This window comes from Rhodopila sp. (assembly GCF_035548235.1).
Taxonomy (GTDB): domain Bacteria; phylum Pseudomonadota; class Alphaproteobacteria; order Acetobacterales; family Acetobacteraceae; genus Rhodopila.
In genome coordinates this window covers 38,998-61,300 of the sequence record NZ_DASZTJ010000213.1, presented here as the reverse complement: position 1 = coordinate 61,300, position 22,303 = coordinate 38,998, and the positions used below count along the sequence as shown (strand labels likewise).

Genomic DNA, 22,303 nt, shown 5'->3' with positions numbered 1-22,303 from the left:
TCCCAACAGCCAGCTGCGGCCTTACGGCCGTGGATCGCGGCAAGGTCGTGGCCGACGTACCGGATGCCGCCATGATCAGTCCTGCGGCTCCCGCGCCTGGCGCTCGTAATGGCGATAATATTTGTCGGTCACGAGGTCGGTCTGCACCACGACCGCGACGTCGGTGGTGTTGAACTGGGCGTCGATCACCGCGCCGTCCCCGACGAAGCCGCCCAGGCGAAGATAGCCCTTGACCAGCGGCGGAAGCAGCGACAGCGCCGCCCGTGCGTCCACCTCATCCCGGTCGAGGCGGCGCATCTCGATATAGCGGTGGGGTAGGGCGCGCGGACGGATCTTCGCTGGCGCCAAGTGGTAGTAATAGAGATAGGTCAGTTCCGTCGCCAGCATATCCGGATCGGTACCCGGCAGGCTCGCGCAGCCGAACATCAGGTCGATCCGGTGATGGAAGACATAAGCGGCGATGCCGCGCCACAGAAGCTGCATCACCGAGCGGTTGCGGTATCCCGCCGCGACGCAGGAACGGCCGAGTTCCATGATGCGGCCTTCGTACGCCTCGATCTTCGCGATGTCGTACTCGTCGGCCGAATAGAAATGGCCCAGCTTCCGTGCGCCCTCACGCTGGATCAGGCGATAGGTGCCGACGGCGGCGGCCGGCCCCTCCCCAAGGGAATGGTCGACGACCAGAAGATGATCGGCCACGCTGTCGAAATCGTCCCTGTCACGCTTGGTGACCAGGGTCACCTCGTCCGGGCGGGCGCCCATCTCCTCATAGAACACGCGGTAGCGCAGGGCCTGTACGGCGTCGATATCGTCATCGTCACGCGCCAGCCGGACGCCCAGGTCGCCGGACCGCAATTCCCCGAACAACTGGCCCGGTTCCACGGGACCTGATTCCGGGTCCGTCGACTCGGGTTCGGAGTCCGGGCCGGCAGCCAGGCGATCGTCCGGGTCCTGGCTCATTCGCTTGTCCCCCTTTGGCGGGTCTGCCTGGTCGCCTGTCCGTCCGGCCTGGACCGGGAGGTCTGGTCGGCGACGTCCTGCTCGCGCCGCCGGCCGAACAGCTCAAGCCGCAGCGACACGAGGTCGAAGCCCAGCCGAGCGGCGATCGCACGCATCAGCGCCTCGTGCTCGGCATCCTGGAACTCAATCACTTTTCCGGTCGCCACGTCGATCAGGTGATAGTGAGGACCATCCTCCGTCGGCTCATACCGTGCGCGGCCGCCGCCGAAATCGCGGCGTTCCAGGATGCCTTTCTCTTCGAACAGGCGGACGGTCCGATACACGGTGGCGATCGAGATATGCTGATCCAGTGCGGAGGCGCGGCGATAGAGTTCTTCCACATCAGGATGATCGCCCGCTTCGGACAGCACGCGCGCGACGACCCGGCGCTGGCCGGTCATCTTCAGGCCCCGTTCGACGCACAGACGCTCGATGCGCGATTCCATTCGGCTCCTTGCGAACTGCCACAAGCCTGCCCCCAACGGAAAGCCCGTATCAGCGGGAGGCACGCGCCATCGGCATACAATGTCTGGGCGGGAACAGGGAAGCCTCCCCCTGATGGCAGCCGATCGCGGCACCCGATCGCGGTGGCCGGCCAACCAGCCGGAGGCCGCCGGACGCTATTCCTCCGCTTCGTCGTCCGACACGCGCCGCTGGCCCAGGCCGTTCTGCTTCGCAAGCGCCGACCGCTTCTCCGCATAGTTCGGCGCGACCATGGGATAGCTGGGATCGAGACCCCATTTACGCCGATACTGTTCGGGTGTCATGTTGAAGGATCGCAGCAGGTGGCGTTTCAGCATCTTCATCGCCTTGCCGTCTTCCAGGCAGACAATGTAATCCGGAAAGACCGACTCGTGGATCGGCACCGCCGGTTCCTGCTGGGCGACGCGCGGGGTCGTCTCTTGGCCCAACGTGGCCAGGGTCTTGTAGACTTCGCGAATCGCCATCGGGAGGGCCGCCGACTCCATCGCCGTATTGGCGGCGTGCGCCGCGACGATCTGCGCGGTCAACCCGAGAAGCCGTGGGTCGGCGGGCTTTTCAGCCATCGTGAAGCCTTTCGATGATACTGGCGAAGCTGCAATAAACCGATTCGCCGGGGGCGACGGCTACTGCATAGACATAGTAAATGGGAATCGTGACAACCATGCAAGATGTGGCACGGGAAATAGATATAACAAAGGATTTGTGCCCGATGACCTTCGTCCGGACACGGCTCGCGCTGGATCGCATGGCGCCAGGCGAAATCCTGCGGGTACGCCTGAAAGGCGACGAGCCGCTGCGCAACGTTCCCCGCTCCGCCCAGGAGCAGGGGCACGAAGTCCTGTCATTGGTAACGGAAAGTGATGGGGTCAGTGTTCTTCTGCTCCGACGGGGGACGCCCGGATAAAAGGCGAAGTGATTTACCGCAATTCTTGCCGCCAGCCGGGACAACGGCCGCAGCTTCGGATATAACCGATAATAGTCTTCATACGAAACGATCATGGCGTTGGACCAAGGGACAGCCGCAGGATTCGGGCGTCCGAGCCGTCGGCATAATAGCCGCGCCGGCGCCCGACTTCCTCGAACCCGGCGCTGGCGTAAAGCGCCAGGGCCGCCGTGTTCATCACGCCGACTTCCAGGAACAGCAGCCGAATACCATGTTCGGCAAGTAAACCGATCGCCGCTTGCAGAAGACCATGGCCAACGCCACGGCGCCGGGACTCCGGTGCGACCGCCAGCGTCAGTATCTCGGCTTCGTCGGCGGCCACGCGGAGCAGGATCAGCCCTCCGGCCGCATGGGCAAGGCCAAGCACCCCCGGCAGGGACAACTGTTCGCGGAAGGCACGCGCATCCCAGGCTTCCGCCGGCGGAAAGGCCGCTGCGTGGATTGCGGCCATCGCCTCCGCGAAGGCCGGGGTCGTGGCCTGGATAGCGGGATCAGCCGCCGGGCTGTTCGTCGGCGAGGACATTGGGACGTGCCCCATGGGGATGCGCCACCGCGGGCCGCGCCTCGGGCGGGTCCACGTAAAGCGGTTCGCATGGCAGGGCCGGCGCCTGGCCGGCGATCCGCCGGCGCGCGACGGCGGCGATGTGCCGCCCGATCGGATACCGCGCATCCGTCAGCATCACGTCGGCGCCCCGCGCGGCAAGCCGGCTTGCGACATCCAGCGCCGCGGCCCCGGCCACCGCCACCGGCCCGTCCGGCAAGGGCAGGTCCGTCACCGCCACCGACAGCGTTTCACCCCCTGTCTCCAGGAACACGCGTCCGCGCCTGGACGGCGTCGCCACCCACAGGGAACGATGACCCAGATGCGGCAGTGATTCGGCCAGCGCCTCCCCGACCGTGACGCCGATGGCCTCGATGCCGGCAGCCAACGCCATACCTTGGGCGAGCGCCACGGCGCTGCGTGTGCCGGTGAAGCTGCCCGGCCCGACGGTCACCGCCACAAGATCGAGATCGGCGACCGAAATCCCGGACTCCGCCAGGCATTCGACGACCTGCCGAGGCAGGGCCGCCGTCTGCCCACGCTCCATCACCTCGCGTCGCGTGGCCAGCACCGTCGGGCCGGCCACCACCGTTGCCGAGCAGGCGGCGGTGGCGCAATCCATTGCCAGGACGCACATGTCCGCGACCGGACGAGCCGGCCGGCGGTTGGTGGTCACCTCAGGCGAACTGGGTCGCCTCATCGAAGCTGAGGCGCGGCGAGCGGTTGAACAGCCCTGCCGGATCGCCGTAGCCGATGTTGACGAGCCAGTTCGAGCGCCAGCCGTTATGGGCGAAGAACGCCGCGTCGACCTTGGCATTGTCGAACCCGGACATCGCGCCGACGTCCAGGCCCATGGCGCGTGCGGCGATCATCAGATAGGCACCCTGGAGCGTGCCGTTGCGGAACGCCGTCGTCGCGGCCAGCGAGTCATTGCTGGTGAACCAGCTCGTGGCGTCCGGATTGTGCGGAAACAGCTTGGGCAGATGCTCGTAGAATTTCGGATCATATGCAACGATCACCGTCACCGGGGCGGTCATGGTCTTTTCCATGTTGCCCGACGACAGCGCCGGCGCCAGCTTCTCCTTGCCTTCTTTCGTCCGCACGAAAACGAAGCGCGCCGGCGAGGAATTCGCCGAGGTCGGCCCCCATTTCGTCACCTCATACAACTCACGCAGCGTGTCGTCGGAGATCGGGTCGGGCTTCCACTTGTTATGGGTCCGCGCCTCGCGGAACAGCAGGTCGAGGCCCGCCGCGTCGATCGTCATCAGGCAAACTCCCAATACAACAGGCCGCGTCCGGCGCGGCAGGAAATGATGCGGTGCAGCGTAAAGAAGCCCCCGGCTTCGTCAACCGTCTATCGACGCCGCCAGCCCACGGGGCGTACGCCGCATCAGAACTCGACCTGTTCCACCGCCACCACTTCCGGGACGTAGTGCTTCAGCATGTTCTCGATGCCGTATTTCAGCGTCGCCGTGGAGGACGGGCAGCCGGAGCAGGAGCCCTGCATGTGCAGTCGCACGACACCGTCGCGGAAGCCGCGGAAGACGATGTCGCCGCCATCGCCCGCCACCGCGGGGCGCACCCGGGTGTCCAGCAACTCCTTGATCTGCTCGACCACTTCCTGATCGGCCGGGTCGGTGTCTTCCTCGAGCAGGTCCTCATCGCCGCTGTCGATGACCGGCAGGCCGGCGACGAAATGGTCCATGATCGCGGCCAGCACGCGCGGCTTCAGTTCCTGCCAGGAGACGCCATCCGTGCGGGTGACGGTGACGAAGTCGTTGCCCAGGAAGACGCGGCCCACGCCGTCCAGTTGGAACAGCACGGTGGCCAGCGGGCTGCGCGCGGCCGAGGCCGCCGAGGCGAAATCCGCCGTGCCCATTGTCATGACGTCCCGGCCAGGCAGGAACTTCAGGGTGGCGGGGTTCGGGGTGCCTTCGGTTTCGATGAACATGGCGGCGGTCCTGAGCTGTCTTGGCGATCAAATCCGGACTGTTCCGGTCCGGCTTTGCCGCATACATCGGTCCAATTGCTGTCGCAGGCAAGATGGGGGACGCGGAAAAAGCGCGATTCGCCGGATCAGTCGGCGGCGATCGAGACGCCGCCCAGGCGGGCCGATTCGGCATAGGCGCGGACAGCCGCGGCGAAGTGCTCGAAAATCGCGCGGGAGAGGGAATCGGTGCGCCAGTCGTATTCGGGATGCCACTGCACGCCGACGGCATATCCGATTGCAGGGCCGGCCTGACTGGCGACGACGCGCACGGCCTCGACCGTGCCGTCGGGTGCGACCCCTTCCACCACAAGGCCCGGCGCCAGCCGGTCGATTCCCTGGTTATGCAGCGAGTTCACGGCGATGTCCGTCGCGCCGGCCAGCCGATGCAGCCAGCCGCCGGACACGACGCGCACCGCGTGCGCCTTGCCCTGGCGCACCCGCGCCGATGGCTGCATCGGCGTCGCATGGTCCATGCGATCCGGCAGGTCCTGCAGGCGCTGGTGAAGGGAGCCGCCGAGGGCGACGTTGAGCTCCTGGAAGCCGCGGCAGATCGCCAGCACCGGGACGCCGCGCAGGATGGCGGCGCGAATCAGCGGCAGGGTGATACCATCGCGGGCCGGATCTTCCGGCGTCCCCTCGGCATGCGGAGGTCCGTCATACAGCGTCGGCTGCACGTTCGACCGGCTGCCGGTCAGGATGATTCCGTCGAGGCGGTCCAGCAGCGTCTCGATATCAGCGGAAGGGCCGTTCGCCGGCAGCAGCACCGGCACCCCCCCGATCACTTCATCCGTCGCTCGGACATAGGTATCGGAGGCGGCGTGGTTCGGCATGCCGAAAATGCCGAACTGCTTGGTGCAGCAACTGATGCCGATAAGCGGCTTGACCACGCGGGCTGACCTCATCTCGTCAAGGATCATCCCCTAAACTCGCGGCAAAAAGAAGACCTTTTCCGTGATTCGCCCACAAAACAGCCATGCGCGTCACGACGTCATCCCTTCCTCAGTGCGGATTCTGCGGCGTGCCGGCAGGGATGACGATCTGGTCGAACAGGCGCTGATCGTAGGTGCCACCCGTCTGGACGTTGTAGAGCGTGACGCGGGTTTCACGCCGTTGTGCGTCCAGCACGGTCCATTGGCGCAGCGCCAGCGGCGGATCGGAGAAAATCAGCGTCAGGCTGCCGTCGCCAGGGCTGGCGGTGCGGGTGACGGTGAGTTGAAGCTGCCCGGGCTGGCGTTGGATTCCCGTGACCGTCACCGCGCCGGACAGGCTGACGTGCTCGGCCAGCAGAATGCCCAGCGGCGTCCGGCTGAGCGGGATGTTGCTGGTCTGCTGCAACGACGCGTCACGAAACGTCAAGACGCCGCTCGACGCCAGCAACAGGAACGGAGAGGGCGGATCGTATTGGAACCGCAGGCGGCCGGGTCGTTCCATCCAGGCCGTGCCTTCCGACAATCCGCCGTCAGGCGCGACTTGCAGGAAATGCGCCTTCAGTGATTTCAGCCCGTTCAGGTAGGTCTCCACCCGGGCGATGTCCGCCTGGTCCTGCGGCGTCAGCGTCATCCTCGTCGCCGCTTGGGCCCGCGCCGCACGAGGCGCGGCGGCAAGCGCGAGGAGGGGAAGGGGGGCGAGAAGCAACCGGCGGCGCGAAATCATGCCGGCGATTTGGCCCCTCGCGCCTCGCTTTGCAAATGCCCTCGCCGCGGGCCGGCTATTCCGCCGCGACAGGCGCCACGCCGGCTTCCAGCCACAATTCCGGCTCCAGCTCCTCCCGCCGGTTCGGGAAGAACAGGGCGCAGCCCAGCGTGACGACGCAGAAGCCGGACAGCACCGCCGTCACCACGCTGACGCTGCCGGTGCGCTCATACAGGATGGACACCACCGGCGCGGCGCCCGAGGCCCCCAGGAATCCAACGAAAAAGCGCACCGAATAGATCCGCGCCCGCAGCGCCGGAGAGATGTAGCGGGCGGCCATGGTCTCGTTCACCGTCACCTGTCCGAAGATCGAGGCGGCGACGGCGGCGCAGAGCGGCAGCACCAGCCAGCCCTGGGCAAAGGACAGCGCGGCCATCGCCGGGGTCAGCACGATGCTGACGGGCAGGAAGACCCGCTTCAGCGTGTTGCGGTCGATCATCCGCCCGACGGTGAACTGGGTCAGGGCGCCGCACAGCGTCACCAGGAAGGCGCAGGCGCCGACCAGCGGCAGCAGGCTGGTATTGTCGGCCAGGCGCTCCTGCAACAGCTTGGGCAGCAGGATGGTGAACGCGTTGAACACCAGGCCCGAGGAAGCGGCGATCAGCAGCAGCACGATGACGGCGCGCCGCACCAGGTGCCGGGGGATCGGCGGGAAGGGGCGGGTGCTGGACTGCACGCCACCTTTGATCATCGGCATGCGCATCCAGGCCAGGCCGGCCAGCGCGCACAGGGCGCCTGGGACGATGAAGGCGGCGCGCCAGCCGCCGGCGTTCGCCAGGAATGCGCTGACCACCGGCGCCAGGGCCACGCCCAGGTTGCCGAACACGCCGTTCACGCCGATCGAGCGGCCGGGCTTGTCGCCCGCCGCCTCGACCAGCATCGTCGTGCCGATCGGATGGTAGATCGCCGCGAATCCGCCCGCCGCCGCCAGCGTCACCGCCAGCATGACAGGCCCCGATGCCAGGCCCGCGGCGATCAGTCCGCCGCCGGTGCCCAGGAAGAAGGCCGCCATCAGCACCTTCCGTCCCAGCCGCTGCACCAGCCATCCCTGCGGCAGCGACAACAGCCCGTACAGGACGAACATGCCGGTCGCGAGCGCCAGGATCGGCCCATAATCCGGCCCGAACGCGCCGCCGGGCGCCGCCATCGCCAGGACAGCGGTGGGCAGGATCAGCAGGCTGTAATGGGTGAACGTGTGGGCGGTGTTGATGAAGACGATCTGTCGGGTTGCCGGGCTCATGCTGGGCCTCTTCGCGTCAGATGACTGGTCAGTAATCTGAGCGGACTGTATCGTGGCGTTATGGCGACGTCGGGCCAATATCTGTCGCTCACCGGCCAAGCGCGGTTGCGCCCTTTCGAGAACGCGCCGCGCCCGCTGGTGGGCTATTCGCAGGACTATCCCGACGGCCATGCCACCGACTTGCACCAGCATCCGCGCGCGCAACTGCTGTTCGCGACCGAAGGGGTCATGCGGGTGGCGACGGAGCGGGCGCTTTTTACCATTCCCCCCGGCACCGGGCTGTGGGTGCCGGCCAGCGAGACCCACAGGGTCCAGATGGACGGGCTTGTCCGCATGCGCGCGCTGTTCCTGCGCGCGGACGCGGCGGCGTCGGGACCGGGAAAAACGATCGTCGTCGCCGTCTCCCCGCTGCTGCGGGAACTGATCCTGACGATCTGCTCCGAACCCGTCGTCTGGGACGCCAGCGGGCCAATGGCGCTGGTGGCGGAATTGGTGCTGCACGAAATCCGCCGCGCGCCGACGCGCCCGCTGTCGCTGCCGGCATGCCGCGATCCCAGGCTGGCCCGTGTCGCCGCCGCCCTGACAGCGAACCCGGCGGATGGACGCGACCTTGCGGAGCACGCGGTCGACGCGGGCGCGTCGGTGCGGACGCTGGCGCGTCTGTTCCGAACGGAAACGGGCATGAGCTTCCAGCAGTGGCGGCGGCAGTTGCGCATGACCGAAGCCCTGGCCCGCCTGTCCCTCGGCGAATCCCCCGCTCGGGTTGCCGCCGCCGTGGGCTATGCGAGCGTCCCGGCGTTCGGGGCGGCGTACCGGGAGACGTTTGGGATGACGCCGGCCGGGCGGGAACGGGGCGAGGCGGGGTAACGCCGGAAAGCCGGCCTAGCCGTCGGCGCGGGGGACCCAGGGGATGGCAGTGACCTCGATCCCTTCGTCGGCCAGGCTCTCGGCCTGTTCCGGCGTGGTCTCGCCATAGATGGCGCGGCGCTCGCTCTCGCCGCGGTGCATTTTGCGGGCTTCATCGGCGAATTCATTGCCGACGTAGTCGCAGTTCTTCTCCACCTCGGATCGCAGCCGCTGCAGCATGGCGACGACCTGGGCGGGCGCCCGGCCGCCGGCTGCCACTTTCCGCTCCGGCGGCAGTACCTCGCCTTCGGTTGCCTGCGGCGTGGCGGGAGCCGGTATCGCCTCGCGCGTCGAGACAGCAGGCGCCATCAGGGCACGCTGGACATCGGTGGCCCCGCATTCCGGGCATTCGATCAGGCGGCGCTTGGCCTGGCTTTCAAAGTTGGCACTGTCCTTGAACCAGCCATCGAACTCATGCGCCTGGCCGCACCGCAACTGGTAGTGGATCATCCTTCGTCCTGATTGAAGCGATCGTGGGCTTTGTAGATGTAACGCATCATAGGTGTGACACATTGGCACTCCAGGCAAGGGAGTGCCAGATTATTTCACGACAAGCCCAGAAGTGCGTCCAGTTTCCCGGCGCGGTCCAGGGCGAGCATATCGTCGCAGCCGCCGATGTGCCGGCCGTCGATGAAGATCTGGGGCACGGTGGTGCGGCCGCCGGACCGCTCGCGGGCCTGTTGGCGGGCGGCGGAGCCGTGGGGGGCATCGATTTCATGGAACTCGACCCCCTTGGTCGTCAGGACATGCATGGCCCGCTCGCAGAACGGGCACCAAGGCTGGGTATAGATTTCGACATTCGCCATCTGGTTCACCTCTTGGGCATGATTTTGAACCGTTCGGCTTGTCGTGCAAGTTCCCCGAGGCACGCTGCGCGGTCTGCCGTGCAGCCCGAGTCCAGCCACCAGCGCCGGACCGCCGCGAGCAGCGCACCGACCTCCCGCCCGGCGGGGATGCCGATGGCCAGCACATCGCGGCCTTCAAGGGGGAAGACCGGCACGGCCATCGCCTCGATACGGTCCCTGAGTGCCGACGGCGCGTGGTCCAGCCAGGTCCGGCCGACCAGGTCCGCCTTCCGGTGGTCCGCCAGCAGGCGCCGCAGCGTGCCGTCGTCCGCGGTGGCCGGTACGGACGGCGTGACGCACAGTCGCGACAGCCGGTCGCGGTCCTCGTTCGACAGCTTCAACCGCGCGGCCAGGGCCTCCGGATCGCCCGTCAGCATGGCGGCGAGCCGCAGGATCGGATCGGGCGGGAGGTCGTCGAGCCGTTCGCGCCGTGTCGCGTCCGGCATCACCGCCCGCCAGACGCCCAGCCGATGCATCAGCGCGACCGAGGCGTCCGGTGCGGGGATCGCCAGGATCAGGCGGAGTTCCTGCCACACCCGCTCCTTCGACAGCCTGGCCAGGCCGGGAACGCCATTGCGCAGGGCTTCGATCGTCGTCCTGTCCGGAGCGGCGGTCGCGTAGCGGGCATAGAAGCGGAAGAAGCGGAGGATGCGCAGATAGTCCTCGGCGATCCGCCGCACCGGGTCGCCGACGAACCGGACCCGGCCGGCGCGCAGGTCGTCGACGCCGCCGAAATAGTCGAAGACCGAACCGTCGCGTTCCATGGACATGGCGTTGATGGTGAAATCGCGCCGCGCCGCGTCCTCCCGGAAATCGCCGGTGTACGCGACCACGGCGTGGCGTCCGTCGGTCTGGACGTCGCGGCGCAGCGTGGTGATCTCGAAGCCGCGTCCGTCCAGCGTTGCGGTGATGGTGCCGTGCGCAAGCCCCGTCGGCACGACGCGGACACCCGCCGTCCGCAGCGCGGTCATGACCGCCTCCGGCGGCAGCGGCGTCGTCAGGTCGATATCGGCGACCGGCCGCCCGGCCAGGGAATCCCGCACCGCTCCGCCGACCACGCGCGCGGACGGCAGCGCGTCCCAGATCCGGCCCAGCGCGGCATCATCCCTGAACGGCGGCGGTTCGATCCGCATCACGGTCCCTTGCGCGGCCCCCCTGGCACGATGACGCCGTGCTCAATCTGGGCGGGAACGTAACGATCCTGGGCGTCGCCGGCGAGCCGGTAGCGGCTCCAGAGCAGACCGGCCAGCATCAACGCGACCAAGAGACCGAGGCAGACCAGGAAGGAAGCCGGGATGACCGGCGTCCGGACGCTCAGACGCCAAAGGGCATAGGCGAGGAACGGCGTCAGGAACAGCAAGACCTCGATGATCCGCGACATGGCGCCCTGACGGAAACGGGACGTTACGGCGGCGCGGTCGCGTAGATGAGGTCTACGGTGCGCGCCAGGCTCTCCCGCCACGGGGGCAGGCCGAGACCAAATACGGTGCGCAGGCGGGCGCAGTCCAGACGGGAGTTGGCCGGCCGCTTGGCTGGGGTCGGCCAGTCGGCGGTGGCGATGGGTGCGACCGCCGGCGCCTTGGCGCCGTGGCGGGCGGCTTCCTCGAAGGTCGCGACGGCGAGGCCGAACCAGGTGGTCTCACCCGTTCCGGCGGCGTGGAACAGGCCCTGATAGGATGGCTGCCAGCCGGTGCGCCCGATCGCGGCGACGATGCCGAGGATGGCGTCGGCCAGGTCCCCCGCGACGGTCGGGCAGCCGCGTTGGTCGGCGACGACCGTCAGCCGGTCCCGCGTCTTGCCGACCGCCAGCATGGTGCGCACGAAATTCTTGCCCGTCTCGGCATAGACCCAGGCCGTCCGCAGGATCACGGCCTTCGCGCCGGAGGCCAGCACCGCCTGCTCGCCCGCCAGCTTGCTCGCGCCGTAGACGCCCTGGGGCGCGACCGGATCGGTCTCGACATAGGGTTCTGCCTTGAGGCCGTCGAACACGTAGTCGGTCGAGATGTGGATCAGCGGGATATCCGCCTCGGCGCAGAGCTTCGCGAGCAGGGCCGGGCCGTCGCGGTTGGCGCGATAGGCGGCATCGGCGTCGCTCTCCGCCTTGTCCACGGCCGTATAGGCGGCGGCGTTGACCACCAGCCGGGGGTTGACGGCGCGGAAGGTCTCGGTGATCGACGCGGGACGGTCGAAATCGAAGTCCGGCCGGCCCACACGCACGACCGGCGCTCGGGCGGCGAGGGCCGAGGCGACCTGGCCGGACCCGCCGGTCACCAGGATCGGGCGGACAGCCTGAGAGCGATCAGACATGGAACAGCGGCGGGCAGTCGCGCAGGCGCGGCAAGACCTTGTCCTTGTCCGAGAGGATCACCTCCTCCTCCGCGATCGGCCAGGCGATGCCGATATCGGGATCGTTCCAGATCACGCCGCGTTCGGCTGGTTTGTCGTATGGGGCGGTGACCTTGTAGATCACCTCGGTCTCGGCGGTCAGCGTGCAATAGGCGTGCAGGAAGCCGACCGGCACCCAGATCTGCGTCCAGTTCTCGGCGCTGATCTCCGCGCCGACCCATTTGCCGAAATTCGGGGAGCCCCGGCGGACGTCGATCGCCACGTCGAAGATCGCGCCCTTCACGCAGCGGACCAGCTTGCCCTGGGCGTTCGCGCCGACCTGGCAGTGCAGTCCGCGCAACACGCCGCGGGCGGTCGAAACGGCGTGGTTGTCCTGGACGAACGGTCCGGGAACGCCGGCATCGGCAAACCGCCCGGCATTCCAGGTTTCGGAGAAGAAGCCGCGCGGGTCGTTGAAGCGCGGCGGGGTGATCAGCTTGACCTCGGGGATCGCGAGGGCCTCGACCTTCATACGCGCTCTCCGTCCGCCAGTTCCATCAAGGCACGGCCCAGGTCGGTCTTGCCGAGATGCCCGGCATAGCGCCGCAGTTGGTCGGCGTCGATGAAGCCCATGCGGAACGCCACTTCCTCGGGGCAGCCGACCAGCATGCCGGTGCGCGACTGGATGGTCTGCACGAAGGTCGCCGCCTGCAGCAGGCTGTCGGGGGTCCCGGCGTCGAGCCAGGCGCAGCCGCGGGACAGTTTCTCGACCTGCAGCGTGCCCATCTCCAGGTAGACGCGGTTGAGGTCGGTGATCTCCAGCTCGCCGCGGGCGGACGGCTTGATCCGCGGGGCGATGTCGTTCACCTGCTCGTCGTAGAAATAGAGGCCGGTGACCGCCCAGTTGCTCAGCGGCGCGGTCGGCTTTTCGACGATCTCCTCGGCCTTGCCGTCATCGCTGAAGCTGACGACGCCGTAACGTTCGGGATCGCGGACCTGGTAGGCGAAGACCGTGGCGCCCGTGCCCCGCTTCGCTGCGTTCCGCAGGAGCTGCGACAGGTGGTCGGCGTGGATGAGGTTGTCGCCGAGCGCCAGCGCGCAGGCCTCGCCGCCCAGCCAGTCGCGGCCGATCAGGAAGGCCTGGGCGATGCCGTCGGGGCGGGGCTGTTCCGCATAGGCGATGCGCACGCCGAACCGGCCGCCATCGCCCAGCAGGCGCTTGAACTGGGGCAGGTCGGCCGGCGTGGAGATCACCATGATGTCGCGGATGCCGGCGAGCATCAGGGTCGACAACGGATAATAGACCATCGGCTTGTCGTACACCGGCAGCAACTGCTTCGACGCCGCGAGCGTCATCGGATGCAGCCTGGTGCCGGAACCGCCGGCGAGCAAGATACCCTTCATGCAGCCTTTCCTTTCGCCGCGGGCGCGATGCCCAGACGCTGTCCGGCGTAGCGCGCCGCACGCAGTTTCTCCCACCAGGTCCGGTTCGCCAGATACCAGTCAATCGTCTTCGCCAGGCCGGACTCGAAATCATGCGGCGCGGTCCAGGACAGCGCGGCCTCGGTGCGGGAGGGATCGATCTCGTAGCGGAAATCGTGGCCGGGCCGGTCGGTGACGAAGCGGATCAGCCGTTCGCGCGGGCCGGCGGCATCGGGCACGCGCTTGTCGAGATGGGCGCAGATCGCCTTCACCACGTCCAGGTTGGTGCGCGGCTGGCGTCCGCCGATAGCATAGGTCTCGCCGGGCTTGCCATGTTCGGCGACGCGGACCAGGGCCTCGGCATGGTCTTCGACGAACAGCCAGTCGCGCATGTTGGAGCCGTCGCCGTAAACCGGCAGCTCCTTGCCCTCGAGCGCGTTCAGCGTGACCAGCGGGATCAGTTTCTCGGGAAACTGCCAGGGGCCGTAATTGTTGCACGTATTCGAAACGATCGTCGGCAGGCCATAGGTATGGTGCCAAGCGCGGACGAGGTGGTCGGACGCAGCCTTGGTGGCGGAGTAGGGGCTGCGCGGATCGTACGGGGTGGTTTCCGTGAACGGCGGATCGCCGTGGTCGAGCGCGCCGAACACCTCATCGGTCGAGATGTGGTGGAAGCGGAACGTGCCCCTACGTTCGTCATTCAGGCCCTGGTAATGCCACCGCGCGGCCTCCAGCAGCGTGAAGGTGCCGACGACATTCGTCTGGACGAAATCGGAGGGGCCATCGATCGACCTGTCGACATGACTTTCCGCCGCAAGGTGCATGACGACGTCCGGATCGAACGTCTCGAACACATGGTGCATCGCCTGCGCGTCCGCGATGTCCGCCTTGACCAGCGTGTGGCGGGACTGTTGCGTCGCCGCTTCCAGCGCGTCTTCCGAGGCCGCGTAGGTCATCTTGTCGACGTTGACCACGACATGGTCGGTATGGCGCAGCAGGTGGCGCACCACGGCGGAGCCGATGAACCCGCATCCGCCGGTCAACAAGAGTTTCATACCGACACAGATCCTCGCCCATGGGATGGCCGCACGAGGCAGGCCGACGGGTCAGTGCGGTATCATTGTTTTGGCGGGGACGGCAACCTCAAGCTGTTCAAACCACCTAAAAACAATCGTATGGTGTTGTCTCGCCAGACCGTCCCCTCCGCGCTTCCCATCGCCGGCCCAAGGCCCAGCGCCCGGCGCTGAGGGCCGGCGAGCAGCAGGTGCATGTATTGTTCCGAAGCAAAAACGGTGTCGTGCGACGGGCATTCGCCGCGTGCGACCGCGGCCTGCAACAGGGCGGCAATCCGGGCGACGCCGCTGTGGGCGCCGGCTTCCTGCATCATGCGGGGCAGTTCGGGGAAGCGGGCGCTTTCGGCGACCAGCAGGCGATAGAGCGCGATGGCCTCTGGCGTCAGGGCCACGGCCATGATGCGGTCGGCGGCCTGACGCAGCGCGTCTTCCAGGGTCGGGGCTGCCTCCCATTCGCCGGAGAGGGCAAGCCATTGGGCCACCAACCGTTCCACCGAAGCGCGAAACAGCGCAGGCTTGCCGGACCAACGGGCATAAATGGTCCGCTTGGCGACGGAACAGGACTTGGCGATCGCCTCGATCGACGTGGCGGCGTAGCCGTTGCGCAGGAAGGACGCGGTGGCCTGCTCGAGAATCGCGGCTTCCAGGCGCCTCGCGTCAGCGACGGTGGGCCGGCCGGCCCTGGGTTTCGCCGCCCGGCGGCGCACGGCCGGCCGCGCCACGGGCGCTAATACCAGGCCCAGCAACAGCGGTGGGGATGGTAATACCCCGGCCCTGCCGGGACGACCACACAGCCGGACAGGAGCAGCACGGCCGCCAGCATCGCGGCGGCGCGCAGGGCAGATCTGGCATGGGGCATTACAATGACCTCCTCGATTTCCGGAGGTCGTGGTACCAGAAAAAATGAAACGCTACGGGTGCATTGCAATTCGAATTGTAACGTGAACGGGGAGACTGTCCTCGCCGGAGGGGGAAACGGGCCTCCTGCCCTTGCGGCATCTATCCTGCTGCGCATCGGGGCTGGTCCCGGCGACCCGCTTGTCGGCGATGGAGCGCGGGGGCCGGCACGGGACCGGCCATGGCGGAAGAAGACGCCCGCGTCCTTATCCGCGGACGCCCAGGCGGTGCAGCGCGCGGTCGATCCATTGTGCCGACAGCTTCTCCTGCGTGCCGTTCTGTCCAAGCCGTTCATGCAGCGCGGGGAAGTCGACCCGGTCCAGCGCCTGATCCTGGTTGAAGCACGAGAACACCACCGTCCGCTCGCCTGTCACCGGATCGACATGTGGTTGCAGGCACTGGGCGCAGACCTCTTTCATCATGCACTGCATCGGCGAGTTGATCGACCCGATCGCCCCATGACCCGGCTTCAGATATGGCGCCAGGGCGACGTGCCGAGCGGCGCCGACGGCCTGCATCATGCGGTCGGAGCCGATGACGATCATATGCGCCGCGTCGCGCAGCGGAACCGCCTGCTCGCCCAGTTCCCCGGACCCATAGGCCTTCATCGCCTGGACGATATTGCCCACAAAGCTGCGGTCCTGCGGCCGATCGGGGTTAGGCGTGAAGCCCGGCGCCTCATCGCAGCACCAGATGATGACATCGGCCGCGCGTTCGATCTCTGTCACCTTGTAGCGGTCGCGCATCGCCTTGTATCCGGCGAAATAGATCACCTTCGACCCCGCTGCCCGGGTCGCCGCGCCGATCGAGAACAGCACCGCGTTCCCAAGGCCGCCGCCCACCAGGGCCACCGTCGTATGCGGGTGGATTTCGGTCGGCGTGCCGGTTGGCCCCATCAGCACCACCCGTTCGCCCGGCTTCAGTGTCGCACAGAGGTCCGAGCTGCCACCCATCTCCAGCGCGATGACGCTGACCAGGCCGGCTTCGGGGTCGGTCCAGGCCCCGGTCATCGCCAGGCCTTCCATGTTCATCACCGTACGGGGTTCGACGTCCTGCAACGCCGTCACCTCGAAATTCTGCAGCCGGTAGAACTGACCCGGCCGGAAGGCCCGAGCGGCCGCAGGCGCGTGGACCACGACCTCCACGATGGTCGGGGTCAGGCGGTTGACCTGATGCACCGTCGCCGCCAGCGCCGAACGCGTCGCCGCGATCAGGTCGGGTCCGGAGACCGCGCTGGCCGGCAGCGCCGCCAGGGCGCGGGAAACGACGGGATAGCCGCGCTTTGCACCGCCCATGGCCTTCACGACGTTGCCGAAGAAGCTGGGGTGCAGGTCGCCGAAGAAGCTGATGAACCGTCCGTTCTCGGCGCGGTGCATCAGCACTTGCGCGGCGTCCGGCTTGGCCATCGCCCGCTCCGGCCGGACCTTCTCGCCATTCTCGTCGATCGCCTGGAAATAACGGCCGTCGAGTTGGATGCGGCCGTCTTCCCGTGCCAGGACGGTGTTCGGCTGCGTGCCCGCGGCGACCAGGATCGCCTTGGCGGGCAGCACCATTTCGGTGCCGTCGGCGCGCTTCACGCGCAGGCCGGCGGCGTGGCCGAACGCGTCCGTCTCGACCGCGGCGGGCGTCAGGCCCTCGGCGAAGCGGACCGCCTCCTCCATCGCCTTGGCCACTTCCTCGTGGTTGAGCGTGTAGGACGGGCTGTCGACCAGGCGCCGGCGATAGGCGATGGTGGCGCCGCCCCAACTGTCCAGCAGCGCCGCGATGCGCGGTTCGGGCTTGGCCCGTTCGGCGGCGATCGCCGCGGCATGGGCCAGGAATTCATCGGCCGTTGCCGCTTCCTCAACCGTCCAGCGGGCGCGGACCGCGTCCTCTCCCCTCTCGGCGACCAGGATGCGGTAGCGGCGGGCGAATTTCTCCACCTGCCGGACGTAGTAGGCCAGGCTTTCGGTCGCCGTGTCGATCGCCGTCAGCCCGCCGCCGATGACGACGACCGGCAGGCGAAGCTGCAGGTTGGCGATGGACGATTCCTTGGCCGCACCGGTCAATTGCAGCGCCATCAGGAAGTCGGAGGCCTGCCGCACGCCGCGGGCGAGGCCGTTCGGGATGTCCAGCACGGTCGGCTTGCCGGCGCCCATGCACAGCGCGATGTGGTCGAAGCCCATGGCCCAGGCGTCGTCGATCGACAGCGTCGCGCCGCCGCCGAACCGCACGCCGCCGAAGCCGGCGAACTCGGATCGCCGCTCCAGCAGCAGGCGGACCAGCTTCAAGTAGTTCTTGTTCCAGCGAACGGTGATCCCGTACTCCGCCACGCCGCCGAACCCGGCCATGACCCGGTCGTCCAGGTTCTCGAACAGGGTCTCCACGTCGCGGATCGGTCGGGTGGGGTCGAAGGTCAGCGGCTCGATCTTCAGCCCGTCGACCGCGACGACGGTGTGGCCGTCGTTCATCAGGTGGTGCGCCAGCGTGAAGCCCGCGGGGCCCAGGCCGACGATCAGCACCTTCCGCCCGCTATCGGGTTTCGGCAGCGGACGGCGGATATCCAGCGGGTTCCAGCGGGTCAGCAGGGCATAGATCTCAAACCCCCAGGGCAGGCGCAGGACGTCCTTCAGCACCGATGTCTCGGCCTGCGGGATGTCGACCGGCTCCTGCTTTTGGTAGATGCAGGCCTTCATGCAGTCGTTGCAGATACGATGACCGGTGGCGGCCATCATCGGGTTGTCGACGGCGATGGTGGCGAACGCGCCGATCACGTGGCCGGCGGCGCGCAGCGTGTGCATCTCGCTGATCTTCTCGTCCAGCGGACAGCCCGCCAGGGTGACGCCGAACGCGGATTTCTGGAACCCGCCGGTCTTGCGATCCTTCAGCCCCTTGCTGCAACTGTCCTTGCCCTGGGTGTGGCACCAGATGCAGTAGTTCACCTGGTCCAGCGCCTGCTGGGTGTTCATGCCGTGATCGGTCAGCGCGAAGCCCTCGCGCGGCCGCCAGTCATGCTCCGGCAGCCGCAGCATCAGCACGCCGTCACGCTCGATGGTTTCGACCGGAACGAGGTGCTGAGGATCGATCCGGTGCGGCACCTTGAACAGCGTGCCGCCTTTGTGCGCGGCTTGCCCGGCCGGCGTCAGCGTCGCCCAGGCGGCGTAGCGCAGGGCGTCGTCGTCCTCGGGCTGAGTCGCGGCATAGGCGGCGAAATTCTGTTCCGTGAGCGGTCCGCCCAGCCGGGGCTCCAGCGCCTGGCGCAATGCGTCGCCGTCGAAGCCGGCGGGATCGGGGTATTTCTTGACCGCCTGACGCTGCACGAACAGCCGTTTGCAGGCATGGATCGGGTCCAGGGCGAGCGTGTCGCGCAGCAATGCATCGGTCTCCGCCTGAACACCGAAAAGGGTGGCGACAAAGCCGTTCAGATGCGGGCCGAGTGCGACGATCAGGTCGGATTCGGCGCGGCCGGCGACACTATCGGGTTCGGCGCGCGCGGCCAGCAACTGCTGACGCAGGCCGGGATCGTCGTTTTCCAGCAGCGACAGGAACTGCTGGTCCAGCCGGATCAGACCGTCGCGGCGGGACAGGTCGGCGAAGGTGAAGCCAAAGCCAAGGCCATCGAACGGCGAAGAGGGTGCGGTTACCAAATCATGCGACTTTCAACGGGACGGCGAGCCGCCGATGCCATAGCCCGGTCGGCGGAGCAACCCGGATAAAGGGACTACCACCGGCGCACCACCGTCAATGCGGCAATGCTGCCTCCGGTTGTTCGACGCGCCGCGGCGAGAAAAGGCTGCCGGCAGTCCTAGACGGCCTTTCTCGTCGTGGCGGCTGAACGACCATCGCTGCCCAAAGGGGAGATCGAACGGGGGATCGGACGGGCAACCGGACGGCGCCTTGTCACTTGCCGCCGGCGACGCCTTCCGGCACCAGCCATTCCAGCAGCTTGCTGATCAGCATCGCCATCGTCAGCGGCTTGGTGATCTGGTCGTCCATGCCGCTTGCGAGGCTTGCTTCCCGGCTGCCTTCCATCGCGTGGGCGGTCAGGGCCACGATCGCCGTCCGCCGATGCTGGAATCCCTCCATCTGTCGGATCGCCCGGGTGGCCTCGTAGCCGTCCATCTCGGGCATCTGGCAGTCCATCAGGATCAGGTCGAATTCCTTCTCCCGATAGGCGTCGATCGCCTCGAAACCATTGCGTGCCGTAGTAACGGTGCAGCCAAGTGTCTGCAGCAGCGCATGGGTCACGCGCATATTGGCGGGATTGTCGTCGACCAGAAGGATCGAGACATCCGATCGTCCCGCCTTCCGCAACGCCGCCTGGAAGTCCTTGCTGGCCGGGGAGAAAAGCGCGGGCTGGCCCTCGGCGCGCGGCTTGGGCAGGGGGCGTACCGGCTGGATCGCCGGTACCGGGCGTGCGACCTCGGACTTCTTCAGCGTAACGGTGAACCAGAACGTGGACCCGTTGTTCACCGTGCTGTTTACGCCGATCGAGCCGTCCATCATGTGAACCAACTGGCGGGCAATCGACAGCCCGAGGCCGGTGCCGCCGTAACGGCGGGTCATCGAGTTGTCACCCTGGGTGAACGCCTCGAAGATCGCTTCCTGCTTGCCCGCCGGGATGCCGATGCCGGTATCCGATACCTGGAACTTCAGCCGGACCGAGACGCCTGCGTCGTGCTCGACGGCGCAGGCAATCGCCACGCCTCCTTCGGCAGTGAACTTGATGGCGTTCGACAGCAGGTTCGTCAGGATCTGCAGCAGCCGATGCGCGTCGCCGATGACCATCAGATTGGCCGAATCGGGGACGTTGGTGGTCAGCGACAGCCCCTTGGCCCGTGCCTGGTCTGCAAACAGGACCCGAGCGTCGTGGATCAGGGTGGGAACGTGGAACGGGGCGTACTCGAGTTCAAGGCGGCCGACCTCGATCTTCGACAGGTCGAGGATATCGTCGATCAGCTTCAGCAAGGTCTGGCTGGACTGGCTGGCGGTCTCGACATAGCGGCGCTGCGCCGGGGACATTTCCGTGAGCTGCATCAGTTCGACCATGCCCACCACGCCGTTCAGCGGGGTTCGGATCTCATGGCTCATGTTCGCCAGGAATTGGCTTTTGGCCGCGCTCGACGTCTCAGCCTGGCGCAATGCCGCCTGCGTCTCCACCGCTCGGCGCCGCAGACTTTCCAGCATGGTGTTGAACGCGGCGCCCATGCGGCGGATTTCCTGGGGCACGAGGCCACGGAACTCCGGTGCCTCGGCGACGTCGCTGCCGGCCAGCACCTCCTCGGCGGTGGTCGCCACGGCGCGCACCGGACGCGCGAGATACAGCGCCAGCAGCCAGCTCATGAGCGCCGCCGAGGTGAACGACACGATGGCGATCACCATCGCCAGCTCATTCACCTGTTCAGCCCGGCGCTTCAGTTCGGAGATCGGCTGCGGTACCATCACCCCCCAGCCCGTTTCCGGGACGACCGCGTAACCGGCGATCATCTCGTCGTGGAAGGCGGACGAGTAGAACGTGCCGACCCCGTTTTCGCCCCGCATCATCGCCGCCACCGCCGGCACCCCGGAGATGTCCTTGGACGCGGCGACCCAGTCCTTGAACGGGTGCGCGATGACCTGGCCATGGCTGTCGACCAGCACCGCGTGGCCGCGGTCGCCGAATGCGATCGCCTGCTGCAGGGAGACCAGATAGGCCGTGCTCAGGACGCCGACGCCCATTCGTCCGTCGGACAGCAATTTGACGACGTAGAACACCGGTTCGCCGGACGGGTCGTGATACAACCGGCTGAATACGAGCTTCCCACGCGCATTGTCCGCGAGCGTCCGCAGTTCGCGCATGAGCGGGGGCAGCGACAGGCCGGGATTCGTCGTCGGCAGACCGGGCAGGCTGGCCTGGATCCGCCCATCCGGGCCGACGATGCAGACATGGACCACGTTCAGGGAGGTGAGCAGGTTCACCATCCCCGGCATCGGCGTCGTGATGGGCCCGTTGTCGAAGACCAGGTTCAGCACCGCCTCCACGTCGCGGGCATAGCGCGACATGGTCGTCGTCAGGTTGCGCGCGACCAGCAGGTGGCGTTCGCGGACGGAATCAAGTTCGTTGTGGAACGACGCGCTGCTTTCCCACAATGCCAGGACGACGATCGGAACACCGGCGATCAGGGTGAAGGCGATGAAAAGCACGTGGTGCAGGCGCAGGCCGAACCGGCTCCCGCGCCTGGCATCGCCCTTGGTCCCGTTTTTGGCCTCGGGCTGGGATTGGGCCTGGGAAGGATCCGGGGCGGGCGGATCCGCCGCCGAGGTGGCCGCGCTCATGCTTGCGATCCTTCGTGTGCGGGCATGCGCGATTGCGTCCGGCCTTCATGGGTCGGCCTTGCGCGGCGGAACTGGGAACAAATGATGGGCAAGCGCCGTTCACGGCGGGCTTCGGCGGCCATGGTCACACGGCTCAGCAATGAGGCCTCGGCCGACGGCAACACCCGCTCCTTGAAGCTGGCAGGTCGTTCAGCGCGCTGAAATTGGCTATTCCGACCTTATGACAACCGAATGCCAGCATCATGTCCCGTACCCAAAAGTCAATGAATTTGCGTGGAATCCCAGGCACTCGTTTCGTCGCCACCAACGTCCCGGGCCTGTCGGCCAGGCCATGCGGCGGGAGGCGGTTCTGTCTGACTCTGCCGCGGGTGCGGAACGATGGCGCGGCATGGGATGCTCTGGGGAGGTTGGGATAAAAAATATATCCAAACCCAAATTGTTGGGCAATCCCCATATTTCGGGATAATTCTGGTTGCGGGACGGACATTTCGGTTACAACTCTATAAGATATTATTATTAAATATGGATACTTTCGGCGTAGGCGCGCTGGCGGGAGAGGGTGAGCAATTCGCCTCAAAGCAAGACAAAATAAGAAATAAAATATCCAAAAAAAGATAATAATTTACCCGCTAAACGGGATTTATGGATTTCAA

At 67.0% G+C, this 22,303-nt stretch carries 24 protein-coding genes; 2 read left to right on the top strand and 22 right to left on the bottom strand.

Features of this window, described 5'->3' with window-relative positions; genetic code table 11:
* Nucleotides 1-75: 75 nt before the first annotated feature.
* The 3 genes from VHB27_RS17720 to VHB27_RS17710 all read right to left on the bottom strand — a co-directional run bounded on the left by VHB27_RS17720 (nt 76) and on the right by VHB27_RS17710 (nt 2,045).
* Nucleotides 76-960: a GNAT family N-acetyltransferase gene (locus tag VHB27_RS17720; protein ID WP_325602922.1), complete on the bottom strand. Its 885-nt coding sequence runs from the start codon at nt 958-960 to the stop codon at nt 76-78.
* Nucleotides 957-1,445, bottom strand: a complete 489-nt coding sequence (locus VHB27_RS17715; protein ID WP_325602920.1) for a Fur family transcriptional regulator — start codon at nt 1,443-1,445, stop codon at nt 957-959. The genes VHB27_RS17720 and VHB27_RS17715 overlap by 4 nt, the downstream gene beginning before the upstream one ends.
* Nucleotides 1,446-1,619: 174 nt before the next feature.
* Complete coding sequence (locus tag VHB27_RS17710; protein WP_325602918.1) at nt 1,620-2,045, bottom strand: MucR family transcriptional regulator; 426 nt, start codon at nt 2,043-2,045, stop codon at nt 1,620-1,622.
* Between the two features lie 98 nt (nt 2,046-2,143).
* Here VHB27_RS17710 and VHB27_RS17705 point away from each other — a divergent pair, with 98 nt between their 5' ends.
* Nucleotides 2,144-2,386: a sulfurtransferase TusA family protein gene (locus VHB27_RS17705; protein WP_413788634.1), complete on the top strand. Its 243-nt coding sequence runs from the start codon at nt 2,144-2,146 to the stop codon at nt 2,384-2,386.
* A 91-nt stretch (nt 2,387-2,477) separates the two neighbouring features.
* Here the strand turns inward: VHB27_RS17705 and VHB27_RS17700 are convergent, their stop codons facing one another.
* From VHB27_RS17700 to VHB27_RS17670, 7 genes are all read right to left on the bottom strand, one after another.
* A complete protein-coding gene (locus VHB27_RS17700) occupies nt 2,478-2,948 on the bottom strand; it encodes a GNAT family N-acetyltransferase (RefSeq protein WP_325602914.1) in 471 nt (156 codons plus the stop codon).
* Nucleotides 2,917-3,603 (bottom strand): tRNA (adenosine(37)-N6)-threonylcarbamoyltransferase complex dimerization subunit type 1 TsaB, encoded by a 687-nt coding sequence (gene tsaB / locus VHB27_RS17695; protein ID WP_325602912.1) that lies wholly within the window; start codon nt 3,601-3,603, stop codon nt 2,917-2,919. Before tsaB ends, VHB27_RS17700 begins: the two co-directional genes overlap by 32 nt.
* Nucleotides 3,604-3,643: 40 nt before the next feature.
* Nucleotides 3,644-4,231, bottom strand: a complete 588-nt coding sequence (locus VHB27_RS17690) for a malonic semialdehyde reductase (protein WP_325602910.1) — start codon at nt 4,229-4,231, stop codon at nt 3,644-3,646.
* 125 nt (nt 4,232-4,356) lie between these two features.
* Nucleotides 4,357-4,917, bottom strand: coding sequence for a NifU family protein (locus VHB27_RS17685; protein WP_325602908.1), 561 nt, complete (start codon nt 4,915-4,917; stop codon nt 4,357-4,359).
* Nucleotides 4,918-5,042: 125 nt separating this feature from the next.
* Entirely contained in the window at nt 5,043-5,858 is an 816-nt protein-coding gene (locus VHB27_RS17680; protein WP_325602906.1) for a gamma-glutamyl-gamma-aminobutyrate hydrolase family protein, read from the bottom strand.
* A gap of 97 nt (nt 5,859-5,955) precedes the next feature.
* Entirely contained in the window at nt 5,956-6,516 is a 561-nt protein-coding gene (locus VHB27_RS17675; protein ID WP_325602904.1) for a LolA family protein, read from the bottom strand.
* 148 nt (nt 6,517-6,664) lie between these two features.
* The gene (locus VHB27_RS17670; protein ID WP_325602902.1) at nt 6,665-7,888 is read right to left on the bottom strand and encodes an MFS transporter; all 1,224 of its coding nucleotides are present in this window, start codon (nt 7,886-7,888) and stop codon (nt 6,665-6,667) included.
* Nucleotides 7,889-7,993: 105 nt separating this feature from the next.
* Between VHB27_RS17670 and VHB27_RS17665 the strand changes: the two genes are divergently transcribed.
* Nucleotides 7,994-8,755 carry an AraC family transcriptional regulator gene (locus VHB27_RS17665; protein WP_325602900.1) on the top strand — a complete coding sequence of 254 codons (762 nt, stop codon included), beginning with the start codon at nt 7,994-7,996 and terminating at the stop codon, nt 8,753-8,755.
* 15 nt (nt 8,756-8,770) lie between these two features.
* Here VHB27_RS17665 and VHB27_RS17660 read toward each other — a convergent pair whose 3' ends face one another.
* From VHB27_RS17660 to VHB27_RS17605, 12 genes are all read right to left on the bottom strand, one after another.
* Nucleotides 8,771-9,244, bottom strand: a complete 474-nt coding sequence (locus VHB27_RS17660; RefSeq protein WP_325602898.1) for a DUF1178 family protein — start codon at nt 9,242-9,244, stop codon at nt 8,771-8,773.
* A gap of 95 nt (nt 9,245-9,339) precedes the next feature.
* Entirely contained in the window at nt 9,340-9,600 is a 261-nt protein-coding gene (gene grxC, locus VHB27_RS17655) for a glutaredoxin 3 (protein ID WP_325602896.1), read from the bottom strand.
* A gap of 5 nt (nt 9,601-9,605) precedes the next feature.
* Nucleotides 9,606-10,772: a CCA tRNA nucleotidyltransferase gene (locus VHB27_RS17650; protein WP_325602893.1), complete on the bottom strand. Its 1,167-nt coding sequence runs from the start codon at nt 10,770-10,772 to the stop codon at nt 9,606-9,608.
* Nucleotides 10,772-11,020 carry a DUF6111 family protein gene (locus VHB27_RS17645; protein ID WP_325602890.1) on the bottom strand — a complete coding sequence of 83 codons (249 nt, stop codon included), beginning with the start codon at nt 11,018-11,020 and terminating at the stop codon, nt 10,772-10,774. Before VHB27_RS17645 ends, VHB27_RS17650 begins: the two co-directional genes overlap by 1 nt.
* Before the next feature lie 23 nt (nt 11,021-11,043).
* Complete coding sequence (rfbD, locus tag VHB27_RS17640; RefSeq protein ID WP_325602888.1) at nt 11,044-11,946, bottom strand: dTDP-4-dehydrorhamnose reductase; 903 nt, start codon at nt 11,944-11,946, stop codon at nt 11,044-11,046.
* On the bottom strand, nt 11,939-12,496 hold the full coding sequence (gene rfbC / locus VHB27_RS17635) for a dTDP-4-dehydrorhamnose 3,5-epimerase (RefSeq protein WP_325602886.1): 558 nt from the start codon (nt 12,494-12,496) through the stop codon (nt 11,939-11,941). Before rfbC ends, rfbD begins: the two co-directional genes overlap by 8 nt.
* Nucleotides 12,493-13,368, bottom strand: coding sequence for a glucose-1-phosphate thymidylyltransferase RfbA (rfbA, locus tag VHB27_RS17630; RefSeq protein ID WP_325602884.1), 876 nt, complete (start codon nt 13,366-13,368; stop codon nt 12,493-12,495). Before rfbA ends, rfbC begins: the two co-directional genes overlap by 4 nt.
* Nucleotides 13,365-14,441 carry a dTDP-glucose 4,6-dehydratase gene (rfbB, locus tag VHB27_RS17625; RefSeq protein ID WP_325602882.1) on the bottom strand — a complete coding sequence of 359 codons (1,077 nt, stop codon included), beginning with the start codon at nt 14,439-14,441 and terminating at the stop codon, nt 13,365-13,367. The genes rfbA and rfbB overlap by 4 nt, the downstream gene beginning before the upstream one ends.
* 62 nt (nt 14,442-14,503) lie before the next feature.
* Nucleotides 14,504-15,181: a TetR/AcrR family transcriptional regulator gene (locus VHB27_RS17620; protein WP_325602880.1), complete on the bottom strand. Its 678-nt coding sequence runs from the start codon at nt 15,179-15,181 to the stop codon at nt 14,504-14,506.
* A gap of 5 nt (nt 15,182-15,186) precedes the next feature.
* Entirely contained in the window at nt 15,187-15,318 is a 132-nt protein-coding gene (locus VHB27_RS17615; protein ID WP_325602878.1) for a hypothetical protein, read from the bottom strand.
* A gap of 244 nt (nt 15,319-15,562) precedes the next feature.
* Complete coding sequence (locus tag VHB27_RS17610; RefSeq protein WP_325602876.1) at nt 15,563-18,982, bottom strand: FAD-dependent oxidoreductase; 3,420 nt, start codon at nt 18,980-18,982, stop codon at nt 15,563-15,565.
* A 253-nt stretch (nt 18,983-19,235) separates the two neighbouring features.
* Nucleotides 19,236-21,650: an ATP-binding protein gene (locus VHB27_RS17605; protein WP_325602874.1), complete on the bottom strand. Its 2,415-nt coding sequence runs from the start codon at nt 21,648-21,650 to the stop codon at nt 19,236-19,238.
* Nucleotides 21,651-22,303: the final 653 nt, after the last annotated feature.